Origin of the sequence: Jidongwangia harbinensis (genome assembly GCF_020216025.1) — a bacterium.
GTDB lineage: Bacteria > Actinomycetota > Actinomycetes > Mycobacteriales > Micromonosporaceae > Actinoplanes > Actinoplanes harbinensis.
Genome location: NZ_JAIWNC010000010.1, coordinates 25,573 through 44,710 on the forward strand (window position 1 = coordinate 25,573; position 19,138 = coordinate 44,710).

General features: G+C 73.7%; 18 protein-coding genes. 13 read left to right on the forward strand and 5 right to left on the reverse strand.

Features of this window, described 5'->3' with window-relative positions:
* The first annotated feature begins 12 nt into the window (after positions 1 to 12).
* The 3 genes from LDL48_RS15055 (at position 13) to LDL48_RS15065 (ending at position 2,292) form a co-directional block, all read left to right on the forward strand.
* Positions 13 to 279, forward strand: a complete 267-nt coding sequence (locus tag LDL48_RS15055; protein WP_225255730.1) for a hypothetical protein — start codon at positions 13 to 15, stop codon at positions 277 to 279.
* Between the two features lie 211 nt (positions 280 to 490).
* The gene (locus tag LDL48_RS15060; protein WP_308016460.1) at positions 491 to 835 is read left to right on the forward strand and encodes a response regulator; all 345 of its coding nucleotides are present in this window, start codon (positions 491 to 493) and stop codon (positions 833 to 835) included.
* Positions 832 to 2,292, forward strand: a complete 1,461-nt coding sequence (locus tag LDL48_RS15065) for a DUF7125 family protein (RefSeq protein ID WP_225255731.1) — start codon at positions 832 to 834, stop codon at positions 2,290 to 2,292. The genes LDL48_RS15060 and LDL48_RS15065 overlap by 4 nt, the downstream gene beginning before the upstream one ends.
* 15 nt (positions 2,293 to 2,307) lie before the next feature.
* On the opposite strand, the gene LDL48_RS15070 is transcribed toward LDL48_RS15065, so the two are convergent.
* Both LDL48_RS15070 and LDL48_RS15075 read right to left on the reverse strand, forming a co-directional pair.
* Complete coding sequence (locus tag LDL48_RS15070) at positions 2,308 to 3,039, reverse strand: GAF and ANTAR domain-containing protein (protein ID WP_225255732.1); 732 nt, start codon at positions 3,037 to 3,039, stop codon at positions 2,308 to 2,310.
* A gap of 46 nt (positions 3,040 to 3,085) precedes the next feature.
* Positions 3,086 to 3,793 carry a GAF and ANTAR domain-containing protein gene (locus LDL48_RS15075; protein ID WP_225255733.1) on the reverse strand — a complete coding sequence of 236 codons (708 nt, stop codon included), beginning with the start codon at positions 3,791 to 3,793 and terminating at the stop codon, positions 3,086 to 3,088.
* Positions 3,794 to 4,062: 269 nt separating this feature from the next.
* Here LDL48_RS15075 and LDL48_RS15080 point away from each other — a divergent pair, with 269 nt between their 5' ends.
* Positions 4,063 to 5,739 carry a hypothetical protein gene (locus LDL48_RS15080; protein WP_225255734.1) on the forward strand — a complete coding sequence of 559 codons (1,677 nt, stop codon included), beginning with the start codon at positions 4,063 to 4,065 and terminating at the stop codon, positions 5,737 to 5,739.
* A 12-nt stretch (positions 5,740 to 5,751) separates the two neighbouring features.
* Here the strand turns inward: LDL48_RS15080 and LDL48_RS15085 are convergent, their stop codons facing one another.
* Positions 5,752 to 6,993, reverse strand: coding sequence for a hypothetical protein (locus LDL48_RS15085; protein ID WP_225255735.1), 1,242 nt, complete (start codon positions 6,991 to 6,993; stop codon positions 5,752 to 5,754).
* A gap of 112 nt (positions 6,994 to 7,105) precedes the next feature.
* Here LDL48_RS15085 and LDL48_RS15090 point away from each other — a divergent pair, with 112 nt between their 5' ends.
* The 9 genes from LDL48_RS15090 to LDL48_RS15130 all read left to right on the forward strand — a co-directional run bounded on the left by LDL48_RS15090 (position 7,106) and on the right by LDL48_RS15130 (position 16,739).
* Complete coding sequence (locus LDL48_RS15090; protein ID WP_225255736.1) at positions 7,106 to 7,669, forward strand: RNA polymerase sigma factor; 564 nt, start codon at positions 7,106 to 7,108, stop codon at positions 7,667 to 7,669.
* The gene (locus LDL48_RS15095) at positions 7,662 to 8,396 is read left to right on the forward strand and encodes a hypothetical protein (protein WP_225255737.1); all 735 of its coding nucleotides are present in this window, start codon (positions 7,662 to 7,664) and stop codon (positions 8,394 to 8,396) included. The genes LDL48_RS15090 and LDL48_RS15095 overlap by 8 nt, the downstream gene beginning before the upstream one ends.
* Positions 8,397 to 8,523: 127 nt before the next feature.
* Positions 8,524 to 9,450, forward strand: coding sequence for an ABC transporter ATP-binding protein (locus LDL48_RS15100; RefSeq protein WP_225255738.1), 927 nt, complete (start codon positions 8,524 to 8,526; stop codon positions 9,448 to 9,450).
* On the forward strand, positions 9,447 to 10,211 hold the full coding sequence (locus LDL48_RS15105) for an ABC transporter permease (RefSeq protein ID WP_225255739.1): 765 nt from the start codon (positions 9,447 to 9,449) through the stop codon (positions 10,209 to 10,211). The genes LDL48_RS15100 and LDL48_RS15105 overlap by 4 nt, the downstream gene beginning before the upstream one ends.
* A complete protein-coding gene (locus LDL48_RS15110; protein ID WP_225255740.1) occupies positions 10,211 to 11,401 on the forward strand; it encodes a hypothetical protein in 1,191 nt (396 codons plus the stop codon). Before LDL48_RS15105 ends, LDL48_RS15110 begins: the two co-directional genes overlap by 1 nt.
* Positions 11,376 to 12,053 (forward strand): response regulator transcription factor, encoded by a 678-nt coding sequence (locus LDL48_RS15115; RefSeq protein WP_225255741.1) that lies wholly within the window; start codon positions 11,376 to 11,378, stop codon positions 12,051 to 12,053. The genes LDL48_RS15110 and LDL48_RS15115 overlap by 26 nt, the downstream gene beginning before the upstream one ends.
* Entirely contained in the window at positions 12,050 to 13,465 is a 1,416-nt protein-coding gene (locus LDL48_RS15120; RefSeq protein WP_225255742.1) for a sensor histidine kinase, read from the forward strand. Before LDL48_RS15115 ends, LDL48_RS15120 begins: the two co-directional genes overlap by 4 nt.
* 135 nt (positions 13,466 to 13,600) lie before the next feature.
* Positions 13,601 to 16,084 (forward strand): M14 family zinc carboxypeptidase, encoded by a 2,484-nt coding sequence (locus tag LDL48_RS15125; RefSeq protein ID WP_225255743.1) that lies wholly within the window; start codon positions 13,601 to 13,603, stop codon positions 16,082 to 16,084.
* A gap of 28 nt (positions 16,085 to 16,112) precedes the next feature.
* Positions 16,113 to 16,739 carry an NADPH-dependent FMN reductase gene (locus LDL48_RS15130; RefSeq protein WP_225255744.1) on the forward strand — a complete coding sequence of 209 codons (627 nt, stop codon included), beginning with the start codon at positions 16,113 to 16,115 and terminating at the stop codon, positions 16,737 to 16,739.
* 22 nt (positions 16,740 to 16,761) lie between these two features.
* Here LDL48_RS15130 and LDL48_RS15135 read toward each other — a convergent pair whose 3' ends face one another.
* Positions 16,762 to 17,763 carry an LLM class flavin-dependent oxidoreductase gene (locus tag LDL48_RS15135; RefSeq protein WP_225255745.1) on the reverse strand — a complete coding sequence of 334 codons (1,002 nt, stop codon included), beginning with the start codon at positions 17,761 to 17,763 and terminating at the stop codon, positions 16,762 to 16,764.
* An 84-nt stretch (positions 17,764 to 17,847) separates the two neighbouring features.
* Positions 17,848 to 19,089: an FAD-binding protein gene (locus LDL48_RS15140; protein ID WP_225255746.1), complete on the reverse strand. Its 1,242-nt coding sequence runs from the start codon at positions 19,087 to 19,089 to the stop codon at positions 17,848 to 17,850.
* Between the last annotated feature and the right edge of the window lie 49 nt (positions 19,090 to 19,138).

The window sequence follows — 19,138 nt, forward strand, 5'->3', positions numbered from 1 at the left end:
ACCGTCGGTCGGGTGAGCAACGCCAGTGACGACGAGAGCGGTTCCCCGATGATCAGGAAGGCCGAGGACGGCGAGGCTCTGTTCCGATCACCGCAGGAGGCGGCGCGCGACGACGACGTGCGTCCCCGCGACGGCGGCCCGGAGGCCATGCGCCGACTGCAGTTCCCGTTCGAGGTCGAGCAGGACGACGACGCGGAGGAGCGGCGCACCGCCACCGGCGACGACCGCCAGCCGCGGCAGTCCGGCTCGCTCGGCAGGACGAGGCCAGACCCGCGCTAGGTGCTCTGACCACGGACGCCCCTGACCGGGCGCGGGCGACTGCGGAGCGGTATCGGCGAAGCCGGTACGCCGCCGGTGCTGAGCGGTAGATTGTGGGTAGGTATTCCTGCCCCGGACCCCGGCAGGTCAGGGTGGGCCGGCGGTCGGCACGCACCGCGGTGTTCCACCGTCCATGATGGTCGGGCAGGGGTCCACGGTGTCCCGGATTCTGGTGGTCGACGACGAGCCGGACCAGCGCCACATCCTGCGAAGAATTCTCGGTGGGGCGGGGCACGAGGTCGTCGAAGCGGGTCACGGCGCCGCCGCGCTTCAGGACGTCCATCTGTCGACGCCGGACCTCGTGGTGACCGACATGATGATGCCGGTGATGGGCGGCGCGGAACTGATCCGCCGCCTCCGCGCTCGTCCCGCCACCGAGCGGATCCCGATCCTCGCGGTGACCGGCGACCCTCAGCTCGCCGCCGGCGCCGACGCGATACTGCCCAAGCCCTACCAGCGGGCGCACCTGCTGACGGTGGCGAACGCGCTCCTGACCCAGAAGGCGGACCGAGTATGAACAGGCTGGGAACCGGCATTCCCGGTCTCGACGTCGTCCTCAACGGCGGCCTCGAGCCCGGGTCGGTCACCGTACTGGCCGGCGCACCGGGCACCGGCAAGACGATCCTGGCCCAGCAGATGTGCTTCGCCAACGCCACCGCCGAACGGCGGGCCGCCTACTACACGACCCTGTCGGAACCGCATTCCAAACTGGTCCGGCACCTCACGTCGTTCACCTTCTTCGCCCCCGAGGTGCTCGGCAGCCAGGTGGAATACCTGCATCTGGGCGATCTCATCCGCGACGACCAGCCCGGCGGGATGTGCGCCCTGGTCGACGAGATCACCCGCAAAGCGCTGGACGAGCAGCCCGGTGTGATGGTGATCGACAGCGCCAAGGCCCTGCGCGACTTCACCGGCGAACGGGAACTGCGAATGGCGTTCTACGACCTCACCAGCCGCCTCGCCCACACCGACACCGCGCTCGTGCTGGTCGGCGAGTACACCCCGGCCGAGATGGCGGCCGGGGTCGAGTTCTCCCTGGCCGACGCCATCGTTCACCTCGCCTACGAACCCCGCGAACCGATCGACCGGCGGTGGTTGCGAGTGGTGAAGATGCGCGGCACACACCATCTGGAGGGCAAACACACCTTCCGCATCGGTCCCGACGGTTTCGAGGTGTTTCCCCGCATCGAGACCGTCGACGCGGGCGTGGCGGCACCGATCACCGGCCGGATCAGCAGCGGAATACCCGGCCTCGACGAGCTGATGGCGGGTGGGATCGGTGCCGGCGAGGCCACCGTCGTGCTCGGCCCGTCCGGCGTCGGCAAGACGATCTGCGGTCTCCGATTCATCACCCAAGGCGTCATCCAGGGCGAACGCTGCCTCTACGTCACCTTCCAGGACACCGGGGACCAGCTCGTCAAGATGGCCGCCGCCTTCGGCTGGGACCTGCTCACGGCGAGCGAGAAGGCTCAACTCGTCGTGCTCCACGTACCCCTCGGCGAACTCGACCTGGACCTGCTGGCCGCCCGCATCCGGGAGACTCTCGCCGCCGGCCGGATCCACCGGGTGGTGATCGACAGCCTTGCCGAGATGGTCTTCGCCGCCCGCGAGTCCGACCGGTTCCCGGCCTACGCCCGCAGCCTGACCGGACTCATCCGCGCGGCCGGCGCCACCCTGCTGATCACCAGTGAGACCACCACGCTCGGCCCCAGCCCGGAACCGATCGGCGGCGTCGCTGTCCTGTTCCACAACGTGATCCTGCTGCGCTACATCGAACTCGACTCCACCACCGGGCGAGCGCTCAACGTGGTCAAGATGCGCAACAGCGACCACAGCAAGGACGTCCACTGCTTCACCATCGACGTCGGCGGCCTCTCCGTCGACCGCCGTCTCGACGACGTGACCGGAGTCCTGGGATGGAGCGCGCTGCGTTCCCCGGTGGAACTGGCCGGCACCTCGGCCCGGCGATCGTAGGACGAACGCCCGCTGTCACCTGCCGAGGAACCTGGCGACGGCGTCGGGCGCGGCGACCACGTCGTGGGCGACGTCGGTCAGTCTGCGGTTGTGCCGGCGGGCGTAGGCGCGGATCGTGCGGAACGCCTCGTCGACCGAGACACCGGCCGCCTGGGCCACCGCACCCTTGGCCTGCTCGATCACGATGCGGCTGTTCAGGGCGCCCTGCAGCTGTTCGGTGAGGATCTCGCCGTGGCGGACGGCGCGTTCCTGCAGCAGGCCGATCGCGGCGACGTCGGTGAGCGCCTGCATGATGGGCACGTCGGCGCCGGTGAAGTCGCCGCCCCGGCGGTCGCCGAAGACGTTCATCGCGCCGATGACCTGCTGGCGCAGCCGCAGCGGGAAGGCGTGCACGGACAGGAAACCGACCGCGGTCGCCCGGGGCGCGAACCGGGGCCAGCGCGCACCCGCCTGACCGAGGTCGACGTTGATCACCGGTGCGCCGGTGGCGAACGCCTCCAGGCACGGTCCTTCCTGGTTCTGCAGCTGGAACAGTTCGACCAGCTTGACGGTCTCGTTCGAGCCCGCCATGTACTCCAGGCGACCGTGTGCGTCGGCCATCAGCAGACCGGCTGCCGCGGCGCCGACCAGATCGGTGGCCCGGTCGGCGAGCATGTGCAGGAACTCCATCAGGTCGAAGTCGTCGACGAGGGTGTCGGCCACCTCCACGAAGATCGCCGCGAGCCGCTCGGCGGAAAGGGTGGTCATACCGGCCTCCCGGCTGTGGTAGTCATCGTGGTCGTCGCGGTTGTGGTCATGACAGGTCCCGGTCCAATCGGAGGCGGCGTTCGATGATGTCGCGGGCGACGTCGTCGAGGCGGCGGTCGTGGGCGAAGGCGTACGCCCGCAGCCTGGCGAACGCCTCACCGAGGCTGACGCCGAGTTGCACCATCACCATTCCCTGTGCCTGGAACAGAGCCGGGGTGCGGATGATCTCGGTCGCCGAGCCGTCCAGCGCTCCGGCGTCCCGGTGCCGGTTGAGCAGCGCCTCGACGGCGACGTCCGCGAACGACAGGGCCAGCGGCAGCTCGTGGCCGGTCAACGGGCCGGCCCGCTCGCGGAACACGTCCATGACACCGACGCGGGCCGCGCCGATCTGCAGCGGGAACGCGAACACCGCCCGCATGCCGTCGGCCAGCAACGCGGTCGCGTAACCGGGCCAGCGGGCCACCGCCCCGTCCTCCAGGTCGGCGATCAGCACCGGCCGGCGGGCGGCGAAAGCGTCGATGCAGGGGCCTTCGCCCAGCACGAACTGCAGCTCCTCCAGGCGTTCGCTGTCCGGGTCGGTGGCGGCGTACACACCGCGGGTGCCGTCGTCGGTCAGCACGCTGATCCCCGCCCCGAAGGCGGACAGCGCCTGTGTCGTCGCATGGCACACCTCCCGCAGCACCGCACCGGTGGACTCCCACGGTGTGGTAGGCGCGGCGATCAGGTCCCGCAGCGCCTGGACCCGGTCAGTCACGGGGGTCCGCCTCCGACCGCCGACATGGGTGCACCTCTCGTGGCAGGTGCCGCCGGGCGCCGGGGTGGCAAACCGAGCAACTGCGGATCTCGACCGGCAGGTGACGTGCTGATCCTACTGCGCCGATCGGTGACTCGCCGTTCCGCGGCCTCGTGTCGGGCTCGTCGGTCGACGCCTCGATAGACAACTTTCTATGCGACGGTGGTCGTCATATGCTCACCGGGCCGGCCGCGAGGGACCCGTCGAGCAGCGGCCCACGGAGGATGGACATGTCGCGCCGATCCACGATGTCCCGATGGTCGGCGTGCGCCGTCGTCCTGGCGCTGACCGCCCCGCCGCACGCCGGCGCCGCCGCGGCCGGACCGCGGCACCACCCGGTCCGCCCGGCCGACTTCACCGTGTACGCCTTCAGCCAGTCCGATGTGGGCGACGAGGACCCGCAGGTCTACGAGCTAGACCCGGACACCACCATCCGGGCCATCGGCAAGTGGTCCACCGACGGTGACGAGCCGGCCGACTACCACTTCGCGCAGATCGACCGTTACCACGCCAAGGGCATCAATTTCATGGGCAGCGGTACGGCCAGCGTCATCTTCCCGCACGACTTCCCCAGCATCGAGATCTTCGACGACATGTCGACCCGCGACGCGGACAACAACCCGGTGCCGCACGACGAGTTCGGTTTCCCGGAGCCGGCCCGGCGGGGCAACATCTTCCACCCCGGCTACCGCGAGTACCTGCTCGACTGGGCCAGGATCCAGATCGACGGCGGCGTGGACGGGCTGAACTTCGACGAGGTGAACGCGGGCTTCAGCGGGGGGCAGAAGTACGGCTTCAACGGCAACGAGGGCTTCGACGATCACACCATCGCCGACTTCAACCGGTACCTGCTGGCGAAGTACCCGGACCACACGGCCGCCGACTGGATCAGCCGCTTCGGCATGACCGCGGAGAACGTCGTCCGGCGCGACGTACCGGCCGACGACCTGGCCGGCAACTTCAACTACCGGGACTACCTGCGGGCGCACGGCTGGAACGCCGACCCCCTCCACGCGGCCAATCCGCTGGCCGCCGAGTGGGGGCGGGTGACCGCCAACCGAATGTACGCCGAGGACACCTCGTTCACCGCCACCTACCTGCGGCGCTACTGGAAGGACATGGTCGACGAGGTACGCTCCTACGCGCGCGCCACGACCGGGCGGCACCTGCTGATCTCCTCCAACGGGCTGCTGCCGTACGTGGACTTCACCAGCGTCGGGATGTACCCGTGGAACCCCGACGAGCAGACCCCGGACTTCCGCGGGGCCGACTACGTGCCGCTGGTCGACGGTCACCTGAACGGCGCCAAGTCGTTGCAGGCCAACTACCGGTACCTCAAGGAGCAGAACGCCCGGATCGCCGGCGACGTACCGGTCACGGTGTTCATCGACTGGCCGAACGACATGATGACCGGCTACCTGAACCTGCCGCTGTCCGAGAAGCAGGACTACTGGCGGATCTTCGGTGCCGAGGCGTACGCCAACGCGCTCTTCCCGGCGTTCCACCTGAAGGACACGGTGGGCAGTCCGACCGCCCGGGAACAGGGCATGCTCGACTTCTTCACCTCGTACACCCGCTTCTACAAGGTGCACCGGTCGGTCTTCCGGGCCAACGGGTACGCGCCGCAGGCCGTCCGGGCCGGTGCCGGCGGTGTCGCGGCGAGCCTGCTCGTGCAGCGCGGCACCGGGGCGCGGACCCTGCACCTGGTCAACCACAACTACGACCGGGCGATCCTCCCGCAGACCGGCCTCGGCGTCGCCGCCGACCTGACGCACTGCCCGCGCCGGGTGGCCATGATCTCGCCGGACTTCCCGGGCGAGAAGGCACCCGCCTGGTCCTGCCGGCACGGGAGGCTGACCGTCACGGTCGACCGGCTGGAGGCCTACAACGTGCTGCTGCTGAGGTGATCCGGCCGGCGGTCACCGGCGCCGGACGTGCCGGAGCGCGGTCAGCCCGGCAACCGGCACCCGGCCATGGAGAGCGCCGGTGCCCCGGTCCAGCCACACCACCTCGTCGGTCCCGCCGGCGTACAACCGGGTCGCGTCCGGGCTCAGGCCCAGCCCGCGGACCGGCCCCGGTACCGGCCAGCGGGCGGTGACCGCACCGGTACCGGAGTCCAGCACGGTCACCGAGGCGCCGGCGCCCACGAAGGTCTGCCGGCCGTCCGCGGCGAGCGCCAGTCCGGCCGGGCCGCGGCCGGCCGGGACCGGGTCGACCCGGTCGATCCGCAGCGTGCCGGTGTCCGCGTACGCCAGCGCGCCGGACGTCACGTCCACCACGGCCAGCCGCCGGCCGTCCTCGCTGACCGCGACCGCGTGCCCGTCGGCCGGCCCGGTGCCGAACGGATGCGGCAGGTCCAGGCAGTACGCCCACCGCTCGGTCAGGTGCAGCACGTGCACGAACGCGTGTACGCCGCCGGGCCGGCCGGACAGCAGGTCCCGGGTGTGCCGGTGCCCGGGCTGGTGGGTGTAGAGCGTGTAGAGCAGGTGGCGGTCCGGGGACAGCACGGCGTGGCGCCCGTCGCCGCGCATCTCCTCCTCCGCGCCGGGCGGCACCGTGGCCTTGGCCCGGGTGAGCAACGGGGTCACCCGGCCGGACGCCAGGTCGAGCAGGCGCACCCGGTAGCGGTCCGGAGCGTGGGGCGGCAGCCACTCCAGGACGAACAGCCCGGCACCGTCGGAGGTGAACGCGTCCGGCTCGACCACGCCGGCGAGGTCGTACCGTCGCTGCCGTCCGTCCGTGGTCACCAGCAACGCGGTCCGTGCCCGCCCGGCCGGCCGGGCGGACGGCAGGTGCCGGCCGAGCGCGCACGCCCGGCCGTCGGCGGAGACCGCCCGGGGTACCCACCCGCCCCCGAGCGTGCCGCTCCGGGTGGGCACCCCGTCCGCCGGGTCGATCCGCACCAGGCCCGATCCGCCGTCCGGGTCCCGGGTCACCGCGTACGCGAGCCCGCCGTCCGGCCGCACCGCCGCCGCCGGGCCCAGCAGGTGCCGCCGGGTCCCGCCCAGAATCACCAGGCCGGTGCCGCTCTCCGCGACCAGGACGTCGGGCACGGTCACCGCCGGGCCGGCCGCCGGGGTCCGGGCCGGCTCCCGGCAGCCGGTCGTCGCGGCCGCCACCAGCCCGCCGCCGAGGAGAAACAGGTCCCGCCGTGTTGTCATGCAGTGTCGACACCGCTCGGCGCCCCGCGGTTCCCGGGAACCTTCCGGCGCCCCGCGGTGTCCAGGGAGTGTCGGTGCGGAGGTCGAGGGCGCGGAGGTGTCGGGACTGGACATGGCCATCGAACTCGACGATGCGGCGGCCGTGGCCCGGGCCCGCACCGGGGACCTGGACGCGTACGAGATCCTGGTCGCCCGGTACACCGTGCCCGCGCACCGGGCCGCGGTGCTGCTCGGCGCCGGCGCCGAGGCCGACGACGTGGTGCAGGAGGCGCTGGTGAAGGCGTACCGGCAGCTGTCCCGGTACCGCGGCGAAGCGGGCTTCCGGCCGTGGCTGCTGGCGATCGTGGCCAACGAGACCCGGAACCTGCACCGCTCGCGCCGCCGCCGGGACGGCCTGGTGCTGCGGGCCGCGGCGCGGGAAGGCCCGGAACCGACCGGCACCGACCCGGCCGACTCGGCGGTCGCCGTGGAACGCCGGCAGCACCTGATCGCGCAGCTGCGGCTGCTCGACGCCCGGGACCGGGAGGTCCTGGTCTGCCGCTTCCTGCTGGACCTGTCGGAGGTCGAGACCGCGGTGACGCTGGGCCTGCCGAAGGGCACCGTGAAGTCGCGGACCTCGCGGGCCCTCAAGAAGCTGCGTGAGCGTCTCGTCGCCGGGGAGGTGTCCGATGTCTGAGCGTCCCGACGACGACCTCGCCGGTGAACTGCGCGCGCTGGGTGCCCGGCTGGACGTACCCGAACCGGTCGATCAGCGGTCCGCGGTGCGGGCCCGGCTGGCCCGGCCGGTCCGGCGCCGGCACCGGACCCGCTGGTGGACCGCGTCCGCGGTGGCCGCGATCCTGGGCACGGTCGCCGCGGTCGCGCCGGCCCGCGCGGCGGTGGTGGACGCGGTGGAGGGGCTGCTGCGGGTGACCGGCATCGAGGTGCGACGTGGGCCCGTACCCGATGATCTGCCGTCCGGGCCGAGCCCGTTGCCGTCGCTGCGGTCCACCGGCCTGGTGGAGGCCCGCCGCATCGCGCTGTTCCCGGTCCTGGTGCCGGCCGCGCTCGGTGCGCCGGACCAGGTGCTGCCCGCCGACCCCGACCGCAACGGCGCGCCGCGGGTGGTGACGCTGACCTACCGCGGCGGTGCGGTGCGGCTCGACCAGTTCGACGGCGCGCCGGCGCCGGCGTACTTCAAGTCGGCGCCCGCCGCGCACTGGACCACCGTGCGGGACGGCCCGGCGATCTGGCTGCCCGGCCCGCACCCGGTCACGTACGTCGACCGGGACCGCGTCGAACGCACCGAGACGGCCCGGCTGGCGGCGCCCACCCTGGTCTGGTCGGCCGGCGGCGTGACGTACCGCCTGGAGGGCCTGCCGACGCTGGCCGAGGCACAGGAGGTCGCGGTCTCCCTGAGGTGAGTCCTGGCAGTTCTCCCGGATCTTGCGGCCGCCCCGCCGGATGCTGTCCGGTTTGGGGGCTTATGCGTGCAGGAATCACTCAGAAGCGCACCGGAGCCTGCCAGCCCGCGCGGCCAGGGTGTGCGGCATGAGTATTCGGATCGAGGCACGAAACCTCACCAAGCGGTACGGCGAGACCCGGGCCGTCGACGACCTCACGTTCACCGTGGAGCCGGGCTCGGTCACCGGCTTCCTGGGACCGAACGGCGCCGGCAAGACCACCACCATGCGGATGATCCTGGGACTGGACGCGCCGACGTCCGGGTCGGTCACCGTCGGCGGCCGCCGGTACGCGGACCTGCCGTCCCCGATGCGCGTGGTGGGCGCGCTGCTGGACGCCCGCGCCGTGCATCCCGGGCGGACGGCGTACGACCATCTGCTCTGTCTCGCCCAGACCAACAACCTGCCGAGCCGCCGCATCGACGAGGTGCTGGCGACCGTCGGCCTCACCGAGGTCGCGCGGCGCCGCGCCGGCCGCTTCTCGCTCGGCATGAGCCAGCGGCTCGGCATCGCGGCGGCGCTGCTCGGCGACCCGCCGGTGCTGATGTTCGACGAACCGGTCAACGGTCTCGACCCGGAGGGCATCCGGTGGATCCGGCAGCTGATCCGCGGGTTCGCCGCCGAGGGCCGGACCGTCCTGGTCTCCAGTCACCTGATGAGCGAGATGGCGCTGACCGCCGACCGGCTGGTGGTGATCGGCGCCGGGCGGCTCATCGCCGACCGGTGGCTCGACGACGTGATCGGGCCGGACGACGTGCGCGGGGTCCGGGTGCGGGCCGCCGACCCGGACGCCGTCGCCGCGCTGCTCACCACGTCCGGCGGGCTGGTCACCCCGGAGCCGGACGGCTCGCTGCTGGTGACCGGCCTGGACGGGGCCCGGATCGGGGCGCTCACCGCGCGGCACGCGCTGCCGTTGTCCGAGCTGATTCCGCAGCGGCCGTCGTTGGAGGAGGCGTTCATGGAACTCACCCGGGACAGCGTGCAGTTCGCGGCGCGGGACGGAGGAGACCGGTGATCGGCGTCCTCCGGTCCGAGTGGACCAAGTTCCGCAGTGTGCGTTCCACCCCGCTCACGGCGGCGCTGACCGTCGTGCTGGCCGGCGGCCTCGGCATGTTGATCTCCCGGGGTCTCGGCATGGCCTATCTGGACGCCACACCGGCGGAGCAGGCCCTGTTCGACCCCACGCAGAGCAGTCTGAGCGCCTGTTTCGCCCTCGCCCAGCTGGCGGTCGGCGCGCTGGGCGTGATCTCGGTCAGCTCGGAGTACGGCACCGGCATGATCCGCACCAGCCTCACCGCGGTGCCCCGCCGGGGCGTCGTCCTGGCCGCCAAGGCCGGCGTCGTCGGTCTCGTCGCACTGGCCGCCGGATCGATCGCCGTGCTGGCCGGATTCCTCCTCGGCCAGCCGGTCCTCCGGTCGACCGGCGCGCCCTCGGCCTCGATCGGCGACCCGCACGTCCTCCGCGCCCTGGCCGGCGGCGCGCTCTGGATGGCGGCGGTCGGACTGCTCGGCGTGGCGCTCGGCATCCTGCTCCGCGCCACCGCCGGTGCGTTCGCCGTCCTGGTCGCGGTCACCCTGGTCATCCCGTTGCTCGCGGACATGCTGCCGCCCTGGTTCGGGAAGTGGTGGCCGCCGTCCGCCGGCCGGGAGATCTTCCAGACCGTGCCTAATCCGGAGGACATGCTGCCGCCGTGGGCCGGCCTGGGCCTGATGTACGCGGCCGTGGCCGCCGTGTTCGCCGTGGCCTTCGTGGTGTTCCGGACCCGGGACGCCTGATGCCCGGGCCACGGGTCGTCGCGGAGGGCGTCGCGGGGGTGCTGTCGGGACTGGTGGCGGTCGCGGTGATGGGAGTGGTCGCCGGGGTCGGGATGCACCTGCTGCTCGGGGGCGCGGGGGTGGGGGACCGGGTGCGGTGGGGGGCGGCGGGGGTGGCCATGGCGGCCGGTGCGCCGGTCGAGGCCGCGGCGACCGGCGACGCCCGGTCGGTCGCCGCCCTGGCGGGGCGCGGCGCCGACCGGCCGGCCGTCGTGCCGGGCGCACCCGGCGGCGGCGTTCCGGTGACCGTGACCGGGCGGGTCGCGGTCCGGCCGCTGGGGGTGACCCTCGCGGGCGCCGGCACGCTCGCCGGCCTGCTGCTGCTGCTGCGGGGCCGGCGCGGGCGGACCGGGGACCTGGTGCGGGCCGGCGGCGCGGTGCTCGGTGTCGCCGGCGGCGCCGCGGTGTGCGCGGGGGTCGGGCCGGCCGGCCCGGTGCGGATCGGCGCCGTGTCCGTCACCGTGGCGCCGGACCGGACCGCGGCGGTCCTGGGCGCCCTGGTGCTGGCCGCGGTGGTGGCCGGTGGGTGGCTGGCGGCGGCGTCCGGCCGGTGGCGGCGGCCGATCGCGGCGACGGCGGTCGTGCTGGCCACCCTGGCCGCGCTCGCCACCGCGGGCGGGACCGTCGTGGCCGCCGTCACCGGTGGGGCGCGGGCCGCCGGGCTCGGCCTGCTGGCGGGCGCGAACGTGCCACTGGGACTGCTGTCCTGGGGCCTGGGCGTGCCGGGGACCGCCACCGCGGAGGGCCGCCTCGCCGGCGGCGCGCTCGGCAGTGGCGGCGCCGGGGGTGGTGCCGGCGGCGACGTCGACGGCGTCTGGGGGAGCGGCTGGGACGGCGGCCGGCCCTGGTGGCTGCTGCCCGCGGCGGTGCTGGTGCTGGCGCTGTGCCGCTGGGGTGGCGGCCGGGGCTGGCGCGCCGCCGCCCGCCTCGGCGTGGTGACCGGCGCCGCGTGCGCGCTGGTGACCGCCGGCACCGCGCTCAGCGCGACCGCCACCGTGTCGGTGTTCTTCCTCCGGGTACCGGCGCTGCAGGCCGAGGCGCACGGCACGGTCGTGGTGGCGGCGCTGCTCGGTGCGCTCACCGGCTTCCTGTCCGGGCTGATCCCGGCACCTAGAGTGGGGCGGCATGGAAACCCTGCTCGTGGTCGATGACGAACCCACCGTGCGGGAGTTGCTCGCGGCCACGCTGCGCTTCGCCGGCTTCGCGGTCACCTCGGCGGACACCGGCGCCGCCGCGATCGACGCCGCCCGGCGGGAACCGCCCGATCTGGTGCTGCTCGACGTGATGCTGCCCGACCTGGACGGCTTCGAGGTGGTACGGCGGCTACGGGCCGGCGGTACCCGGGTTCCCGTGCTGTTCCTGACCGCCCGGGACGCGCCCGCCGACAAGGTGCACGGGCTCACCCTCGGCGGCGACGACTACGTGACGAAACCGTTCGACCTGCCGGAGCTGATCGCCCGGATCCGGGCGGTGCTGCGCCGCACCGGCGGATCGGCGGCCGGCACGCTGACCGTCGCCGACCTGGCGTTGGACCCGGACAGCCGGCAGGTCACCCGGGCCGGTCGCGCGGTGCGGTTGTCGCCGACGGAGTTCCGGCTGCTGCACCACCTGATGCGCCACGCCGGGCAGGTGGTGACGAAGGCGGAGATCCTGGAGCAGGTGTGGCGGTACGACTTCGGCGGCGATCCGAGCATCGTCGACACCTACATCAGCTATCTGCGGCGCAAAGTCGACAACGGTGACGCCAAGCTGATCCAGACCGTGCACGGCGTCGGCTACGTGTTGCGCAGGCCCCAGCCGTGAGCCGCTTCTCGTTGCGGGCCCGGCTGCTCGCCATCGGCCTGGCGCTGCTCACCACCGGGGTGCTGGCCACCAACGCGGTGGCCATCGGCTACCTGCGCGGGCACCTGGTGGACCGGGTGGACACCCAGCTCACGCTGCTCGGCACGATCCTGCAGCGGTTCCCCGTGCAGGTGGCCGACCGGCTGCCGCCCGAGTACACCCGGACGCTGGACACGATCGACGAGATCTACGTCGTCGAGCTGACCCCGACCGGGCAGCCGGTGCGCGTCGCGGGCACCGCGGCCGCCGCCGGCTCCTCCTCCGGTACGCCGCCGCTGCCGACGCTGGACGCCGCCGCGGTGCGGGCCCGCGGGCAGCGGCCGTTCACCGTGGACGGCTGGCGAATGATCGTCGGCAAGCGGGTCACCGGGGACAACGCCGTCCTGGTCGCCGCCCGGCTGACCGCGGTCGACTCGGCCGTGCGGCGGATGTGGATGCTCTGCGCGCTCACCATCGCGGCGGTCCTGACCCTGCTCACCGTGGTGGGCTGGTTCGCCGTACAGGCCGGGCTGCGCCCGTTGCGGCGCATCCAGCACACCGCTGCCGCCATCGCGGCCGGCGACCTGAGCCACCGGGTGCCCGAGCTGGCGCCGCCGCGCACCGAGGTGGGCCGGCTGGCCGCCTCGCTCAACGGGATGCTCGGCCAGCTGGAGGCCGCGTTCGCGGCCCGGGCCCGCTCCGAGGACCGGATGCGGGCCTTCCTCAGCGACGTCAGCCACGAGGTACGCACCCCGCTGTTCGGCATCCGCGGCTTCGCCCAGCTGTACCGGATGGGCGGGCTGCCGGAGCGGGCCGACGTCGACCGCACCATGCGGCACATCGAGCGGGAGTCCACCCGGCTCGCCTCGCTCGCCGAGGACCTGCTGCTGCTGGCGCGCCTGGACGAGGTGGGCGTGGCGCACCGCTCGCCGATGGACCTGCGCACGCTGGCCGCGGACGCGTACGCCGAGGTGCAGGCGCTCGATCCGGCCCGCCCGGTCACGCTCACCGGCCCGGACGGCGGACCGCCGGAGAGCGCCCCGGTGATCGCCGACGAGGCCCGGCTGCGGCAGGTCATGACGAACCTGGTGGCCAACGCGGTGGCGCACACCCCGGCCGGTACACCGGTGCGCATCGGGGTCGGCACGGTCGGCGGCGACGCGGTCCTGGAACTGGCCGACCGTGGGCCGGGCCTCGACGACGAGCAGGCGGCCCGGGTGTTCGACCGGTTCTACCGGGTGGACGCGTCCCGCAGCCGGGACAACGGCGGCACCGGGGCGGGGCTGGGACTCGCCATCGCGCGGTCCATCGTGGCAGCGCACGGCGGGCGGGTGGAGTTGCGTACCGCACCGGGTGCCGGCGCCACGTTCCGGGTGCTGTTGCCCCGGCCGTGACCCGGGGGCGGGCCCGGCGGAGGTGCACAACGGGGGGAGCATCGGGCAGGCCGCACCGGCGAACCGGCCCCGGCGCCGAACGCGCCTGGTAGGAACTGTCTCCTGACGATCGACAGGAGCTTTTCGTTGCACAGTGTGACCAGTGTCTCAAGGCGGTTGCGCCCGGTGGCCGCGGCCACGGTCGCGGTCGCCACCGTGGCCGTCGGCCTCGGAGTTCCACCGCCGGTGGCTGCGGCGCCCGGCCGGACCCTCACCGCCGGCGGTGCCGAGCCCCGCAAGTGCCACGCCGCGCCCGCCGCCGGGCGCCGCGGTGTGGACACGTTCCGGATCACCGCGCCGTCCACCGGCGTGATCCGGGCCCGGCTCCGGTCCGGCGCGGACGGGGACTGGGACCTCGCGGTCTTCGACTCCGCCGGGCGGCTGGTGGCCGGCTCGGCCGGTCCGCGCAGCGCCGAACTGGCCGACGGTCAGGTCACCGCCGGGGACGTCCTGACGATCCAGGGCTGCCGGTACGCCGGCCCCGCCCGCACCGTCGACGTCGCGGTCAGCTTCCACCCCGACCCGGTACCGGCCCCCGCGGCGGCCGGCCGGACCGCTGCACCGATCCAGGTCGTCGAGGTCGCCACCCCGGCGCGGGCGGACAAGGCGAAGCTGGACCGGCTCGGCCTGCGCCTGGACGAGCACGGCACCGAGACGTCCCGCGCGGTGCTGTTGCGCGGACCGGCCGACGCCGAGAAGCTGCGCCGGGCCGGGCTGGCGTACACGGTCAAGGTTTCCGACGTGGCCGCGGAGTCGGCACGCCACCGGGCCGCCGACCGGCGGTACGCGGACACCACCGTCCGCTCCGGCCTGCCCAGCGGACGGACGTCGTACCGCCGGCTGCCCGACTACGAGTACGAGATGAAGGAACTGGCCCGCCGGCACCCGGACCTGGTGCGGCTGGTCGTCCTGCCGCACCGGACCGTCGAGGGCCGCGACATGCTGGCGCTGGAGATCACCCGGGACGTCGGCGCGGCCGACGACGGCAAGCCGGTGTTCCTGAACACCTCCGCACACCACCCGCCCGAGTGGATCGCCGCCGAGCACGCCATGGAATGGGCCTACGACCTGGTCACCTCGTACTCCCGGGAGGAGCGCACCCGGCAGTTGCTGAGCCGGTCCCGCGCCGTGGTGGTGCCGCTGGTCAACCCGGACGGCTTCGCGGTCAGCCGGGAGGCGCACCGGGCCGAGGTCGTCGGCGGATTCCCGGTCGACTACACGGCGTACGAATTCACCCGGAAGAACTGCTCGGCCGCGTCCGTGCCGGCCGACCGGACGGGCGGCATCTGCCTGCAGAACCCGGCGGCCAACCAGATCGGGGTCGACCTCAACCGCAACTACGGCGGTCTGTGGGGCGGGCCGGGCGCGAGCGCGGCCTGGGACGACATGTACTTCCGCGGGCCGGCGCCGTTCTCCGAGCCGGAGATCCGCAACCTCCGGTCGCTGTACACCGACCGCCAGGTGGTCACCGCGGTCAACAACCACTCGGCCGCCAACCTGATCATCCGGCCGCCGAGCCTGCTCGCCGGTGAGGTCTCTGCCGACGAGGGCGTCGCCGCCGAGCTGGGCGCCCGGATGCGCGACCACAACGGCTACCACAGCGTGCGCGGCTGGCAGCTGTACGACACCAGCGGCTCGGCGGAGGACTGGGCGCACGGGGTCGGGGGCACGCTGGCGTACACGATCGAGGTCGGCGAGTGGGTCGGCTTCGAGTCGCTGCACCCGGAGTTCACCCGGCACATCGACGAGTACCTGGGCCGGGGCACCGCGCCCGGCGCCGGGAAGGGCGGCAACCGCGAGGTCTACTACACGATGCTCGCCGCGACGCTGGAGCCGAAGTACCACTCCACGCTCACCGGGACGCTGCCGGACGGCTGGACGCTGACCGCGCACAAGCGGTTCAGCACCCCCACCTCGCCGGTGCTCCAGCCGGACGGCACCGAGACCGCGCCGCTGCACTACACCGACCGGTTCCGCAGCAGCCTGCGCGGCACCGGCGGCCGGTTCAGCTGGGCGGTCAACCCGTCCACCCGGCCGCAGATGGCCGGGCGGGGCGGGCGTGCCCCGGCCGCGGAACCACAGGCGGCACTGAGGCTGGCGAACCCGGCGGGGCAGACGCCGGTCGATCCGGGCGAGCCCCTGCAGAGCGCACGCGAGGAGGTGCCGTTCACGGTGACCGGGATGCCCCGGCACGACAACGGCTTCGCCCGGGTGCGCATCGAGTGGACCGATCCGGGCACCGACTACGACCTGCACGTGCTCGACCCGGACGGGCACGTGGTGGGCATGTCCGTCAACGGGTACCAGGACCGGCCGTTCGAGGAGGCGACGCTGATCGACCCGGCGCCCGGCACCTACCGCGCGGTGATCCAGAAGGTGGCCGGCACAGACGGCTCGGACAGCGGTGACTGGGGCAACGGCACGGTCACCTTCGCGCCGCCGCGGCTGGGCGCCCCGGGCGTCACCGAGTCGTGGACGCTGACCTGTCACCGGCCCGGCGGCGCGGTGACCGCCGCCCGGCAGGTCGAGGTGGCCCGCGGCGCGACGGTCGACGTGGGGGACGTCTGCCGCCGCCGCTGACGCTTGCGCCGGGCCGTATCGTCGGCGCATGACGCGCCTTCTGCTGATCCCGGGCAGCACCCGCGACGACTCGCTGCACTGTGCCGTGCTGCGGACCACGTCGAAGCTGGTGCCGCCCGGGATCACCGCCACGCTGTACGACGGCCTGCGCGTCCTGCCGGCGTTCGTACCGGGAGAGCAGCCGCCCGGTTCGGTGGACCTGTTGCGGCGGGTCGTCGACGCGTCGGACGCCGTGCTGTTCAGCACGCCCGAGTTCGCCGGTTCGCTGCCGGGGAGCCTGAAGAACCTGCTCGACTGGCTGGTCGACGGCGGCAACCTCGGCGGCAAGCCGGTGGCCTGGCTGTCGGTGGCCGGCGGGGGACAGGACGACGGTGCCCGGGCGATGCTGGAGACGGTTCTCGGCCACGCCGACGCCCGGCTGCTGCGGCCCGCCTGCATCCGGGTGCCGGTGAGCCCAGGTTCGGTGGACGCCCGCGGCATCGTCGGCGACCCGCAGCTGCACATGGCGGTGCGGGACATGCTGCAGGCGCTGCAGCGGTCGCTGACCGGGTCGGCGCCCAAGCCGCAGCCGTCCTGGCAGGCGTACTCCAGCGTCTACCCGGTGGTACCGCGCCGGGAGGGGCCGACCTTCGAGACGTGGCGGCCGCCGAGCTGACGCCGGCCGGCCGCGGGCGGTCTCAGGTGGCCGGCCGCCAGCCCAGCGCCGGGCCCAGCGCGCCCGCCATGTCGGTGAGGATCTGCACGTAGTCGTCGTGACCGAAGGTGAACGGCAGCGCGAAGGCCACCTCGTCGATCTCCCGGAACACCGCGTGCGCGTACAGCCGCTCGGCGATCTCGGCCGACGGGCCGACCAGGTCGGGTGCGAACAGCGTCCGCTCCGGCCCCTGCGGCGCGGTGGTCCGGGGCAGGCGCCGCGCGGCGTACTCCCGGTATCTGGCCTGCTGTGCGGCGGTGGCCGAATCGGTGGGGATGACCACCAGCGCCTGGGAGACCCGGCCGGCCGGATGCTGGGCGCGGAACGCGCGCAGGTGGGACAGCTGGATCTCCGCGAGGTTCGCCGGCCCCTCGGCCCGGGCCGCGCTGCTGAGCAGGAAGTTCATCCGGTGCTCGCCGGCCCATCGGGCCTCGCTCAGCGTCGCGCCGCCGTACCACAGGCGGCCGGCCAGGCCGGGGGAGTGCGGCTCCACCCGCGCCGAGTCGAGCCCGGTGGCCGAGCCGCCATCGGTCACCGGTTCGCCGCGGAGCAGGGCCAGCAGCCGTTCCACCCGCCGGTAGCTGAAGTCCTCGTGCCTCGCGGTGTCCGGGTACAGCGCGTCCTCGACGTCGGCGGGGGCCGGCTCACCGACGCTGACGCCGGGATGGAGCCGGCCGCCGGAGAGGATGTCGACGGTGCCCAGTTCCTCGGCGAGCCGGAGCGGGTTCTCCCAGCCGAGCGGCGTGACCGCGGTGCCGAGCGCGATGCGATGGGTGCGCTGGGTGGCGGCGGCCAGCACGGCGATCGGCGCGGAGATGCCGTACTGCAGGTGGCGGTGCCGCAGCCAGGCACTGTCGAAGCCGAGCCGTTCGCCGAGTTCGATGATCGCCAGGGTCGACTCGTGGCCGGGACCGGGATCGTCACCGTCGAACAGCCCGATGGTGAGGAAGCCGAGTTTGCGCAGAGGCTCGGAAGACAGCGGCACAGGTGTGATCCTGCCACCGTTGCGGCGTGCCCCGGGCCGGATCGTCGCGTCCGCGCCGCCGGGCACGACGGCCCGCGGGTCCGGTCAGCCCAGGATGCCCTCGACCCAGTCGTTGCGGAAGACGCCGGCCGGGTCGTGCTCGCGGACCAGGGCGGCGAAGTCGGTGAACTTCTCGTACCGGCCGCGGACGGTCGCCGGGTCCATGGTGAAGACCTTGCCCCAGTGCGGGCGGGGATCCAGCGGCGCCAGCGCCTCCTCCAGCGCGGCCACCGCGGGCAGCACCGCCTCGGTGTCGGCGATCCAGGTGAAGTGCAGGCCCAGGCTGTCGCGGCGGTAGTTCATGCTCAGCCACAGGCCGTCGGCGGCCACCGTGCGGAATTCGTTGACCTGCAGCACCGGCGCGATCACCGATCGCACGCTCGCCACCGCGTCGATCGCCTCCAGGGCGCGCTCCCGCGGCACCATGTACTCCGACTGCAGCTCGGCGCCGGAGCTGGGGGTGAACTCCATCCGGAAGTGCGGCAGCCGGGCGTGCCAGGGACCGGGCACGCCGGCCTGCTGGGTGCTGTTGTCGGCGGGCAGCCCGGGGATCGGGTGCCGGGGACCGTCGGCCGGCCGGGCGCCGAAGAACGGGCCGCCGGGCATCGGCTCGGACCGCTTCACCCAGGCGTGGTTGATCGTCGTGCTGGCCCAGTTCGAGAACAGGCTCACGCTGTAGCCGGCGCCGAGGATCTCCGGCAGGGACTCCTCGAGCGCGTCCCGGGTCAGGTCGTCGTACACGTACTGCCGGATCTCGAAGGCCGGGACGACGTCCAGCGTGAGCGCGGTGACCACGCCGAGCGCGCCCAGGCCGACCACCGCGCCGGCGAAGCCGGGGTCGCCGCGGCGCAGCGTGACCAGCTCTCCGTCGCCGCGGATCAGCTCGATCCCGGCGACCGCGGTGGCCAGGTTGCCGTTGCGCTCGCCGGAGCCGTGGGTGGCCGTGGTGACCGCGCCGGCCACCGAGATGTGCGGCAGCGACGCCAGGTTGTGCAGCGCCAGGCCGGCCGCGTCCAGGTGCGGGACCAGGTCGCCGTACCGGATGCCGCCGTCGACGCGGACGGTGCGGCGGTCGTCGCTGATCTCGACCGTGCGGGGCAGCGCGGCCAGCGAGACCAGGTCGCCGCCGGTGTCCGCCATCCGGTTGAACGAGTGGCCGCTGCCCAGCACCCGCACCCGCTCCGCGGCGCCCACCAGGTCCTGCAGTTGCGCGACCGAGGTCGGCCGGTGGAACCGTTGCGCCCCGAAGACGACATTGCCCGCCCAGTTCGTGACCCGCTCGCTCATCGACCCAGCGTATCCCCGAGATCGCGCCTGGACCCGCGGGTGGGGCAGG

Excerpts from the sequence above, each read along its gene's own strand:
- LDL48_RS15065 (WP_225255731.1), top strand. The coding sequence starts at position 832 with ATGAACAGGCTGGGAACCGGCATTCCCGGTCTCGACGTCGTCCTCAAC.
- LDL48_RS15070 (WP_225255732.1), bottom strand. The coding sequence starts at position 3,039 with ATGACCACCCTTTCCGCCGAGCGGCTCGCGGCGATCTTCGTGGAGGTG.
- LDL48_RS15080 (WP_225255734.1), top strand. The coding sequence starts at position 4,063 with ATGTCGCGCCGATCCACGATGTCCCGATGGTCGGCGTGCGCCGTCGTC.
- LDL48_RS15085 (WP_225255735.1), bottom strand. The coding sequence starts at position 6,993 with ATGACAACACGGCGGGACCTGTTTCTCCTCGGCGGCGGGCTGGTGGCG.
- LDL48_RS15090 (WP_225255736.1), top strand. The coding sequence starts at position 7,106 with ATGGCCATCGAACTCGACGATGCGGCGGCCGTGGCCCGGGCCCGCACC.
- LDL48_RS15095 (WP_225255737.1), top strand. The coding sequence starts at position 7,662 with ATGTCTGAGCGTCCCGACGACGACCTCGCCGGTGAACTGCGCGCGCTG.
- LDL48_RS15100 (WP_225255738.1), top strand. The coding sequence starts at position 8,524 with ATGAGTATTCGGATCGAGGCACGAAACCTCACCAAGCGGTACGGCGAG.
- LDL48_RS15110 (WP_225255740.1), top strand. The coding sequence starts at position 10,211 with ATGCCCGGGCCACGGGTCGTCGCGGAGGGCGTCGCGGGGGTGCTGTCG.
- LDL48_RS15115 (WP_225255741.1), top strand. The coding sequence starts at position 11,376 with ATGGAAACCCTGCTCGTGGTCGATGACGAACCCACCGTGCGGGAGTTG.
- LDL48_RS15130 (WP_225255744.1), top strand. The coding sequence starts at position 16,113 with ATGACGCGCCTTCTGCTGATCCCGGGCAGCACCCGCGACGACTCGCTG.
- LDL48_RS15140 (WP_225255746.1), bottom strand. The coding sequence starts at position 19,089 with ATGAGCGAGCGGGTCACGAACTGGGCGGGCAATGTCGTCTTCGGGGCG.